At 33.2% G+C, this 1,626-nt stretch carries 2 protein-coding genes; both read left to right on the forward strand.

Annotated elements, in window-relative coordinates:
* Positions 1 to 8 precede the first annotated feature (8 nt).
* Positions 9 to 1,061, forward strand: a complete 1,053-nt coding sequence (locus tag ACUVXA_RS20705; RefSeq protein WP_445873189.1) for a DNA-methyltransferase — start codon at positions 9 to 11, stop codon at positions 1,059 to 1,061.
* Positions 1,052 to 1,626, forward strand: a 575-nt coding sequence (locus ACUVXA_RS20710) for a hypothetical protein (RefSeq protein WP_445873190.1), incomplete at its 3' end; no start/stop codon positions are given. The genes ACUVXA_RS20705 and ACUVXA_RS20710, both read left to right, overlap by 10 nt.

A 1,626-nucleotide genomic window follows, 5' to 3' on the forward strand; every position in this document is an offset into this window, starting at 1 on the left:
AATAGATTATGAAAGATAAAACAAACACTTTGAGTTTATTTGGTAATGAATTGTTAACCCAGAAAGGCGAGGAGAAGAGAGGTAAAACTACCGAAAGACTTGAACGGTTGGACCTTCATGGAGAATTACAAAAAAGGATATTACCATTATGCAGGTTAAAATATGGAGATATATGGGAAGACCCAAGAAATGGACATAAGGTTGGGGTATTAGATGCCACAAAGTTAGAAGATGGTAAAAAGATTATAGGTAATGAAAAAGTCAGATTGGTTATAAATGACCCTCCTTATAATGTAGCAGTAGGAAATGCAAATACGAATGCTCTTTTCAAAATAAACATTAAAAATTATTTAGAGTTTTCGGAGAAATGGGTGCAAAATGCAATTGAGATTATGGATAAGGATGCACATCTTTATATATGGTTAGGTGCAGACTACAAAGATAATCTTCAGCCGCTTCCAGATTTTATTATTTTGCTTAGAAAATTTAAGGAGTTAAAACCTAAAAATTTTATTACACTGAGAAATCAGAGAGGTTATGGAACACAAAAAAACTGGATGTGGGTTAGACAGGAATTGCTTTATTATGTTAAAGGCAATCCTGGTTTTAATGTAGAGGCTGAATATACAGACATCCCCAAAATATTAAAGGGATACTACAAAGAGGTCAATGGCAGGATTACAGAAAATCTGGAAAGAAGCAAATCAAAGTATATTAGGGCTGGGAATGTATGGATTGATATTCAACAGGTATTTTATAGAGTGGAAGAGAATGTCCCTGGGTGTTATGCCCAAAAACCTTTGAAGGCAATAGAGAGAATAGTCTTATCAGCAACAAATGAGAAAGATTTGGTTGTAGACTTCTTTGCCCATTCTGGGACAACTTTAATTGCAGGCGAACGATTAAAAAGAAAGGTTTATACATTTGATATTGACCCAATATTTGCTGAGATTACGATTAGGAGGTTAGAACATTTTAGAAAAACTGGGAAGACAGGATGGCAATGGAGAAATCCATTTCCTGAAATAGAAGACGAAAAAGAGAGCCGAAGATGGATATAAAACAATTAAAACAATATTTAGAAGGTTTTATCAAAAATTTGAAACCCAAAAATCACCAATTGCTAAGCGCAAGATTAGAAAGTTTGAAGTCAGTCTTCCCATTTAATGAATATGAGTATATTCTTATGTTTTTACTGGATAAAGAGGTCATTACCTTTGAGCAGTATGAAAAATTAAGAAAGAAATATGTATCTTCTAACCCATATTTAGAACTTTATAGCATTGCTCCCCGTGTATTTGGAGAGATATGGGGGCATACTCATATTATGGATATAGATAACAGATTTAAAAAACCAAACAAAGAACTTGACCCTACTTATGAAGGTCAATATGATTTATGGTTTGAAGGTATTAAGGTGGAAGTAAAAGCCTGCCGAGCAATAAATACCAAAAAACGAGGTAACTTAATGGAGAAAGCTTTGAGATACGGTTCTAATGAACCTTTTTGGATGAATTACCAACAGATTAAAGCGGATATGTCTAATGTTTTTATCTTTATTGGTGTTTGGATAGATAAGATAGTATATTGGATTATGTCGAGGAAAGAGATTAAGGAAAATAAATA

Source organism: Candidatus Jordarchaeum sp. (assembly GCF_052745115.1).

Bases quoted from the DNA above. Each gene is read 5' to 3' on its own strand.
- ACUVXA_RS20705 (WP_445873189.1), top strand. From the start codon at position 9: ATGAAAGATAAAACAAACACTTTGAGTTTATTTGGTAATGAATTGTTA.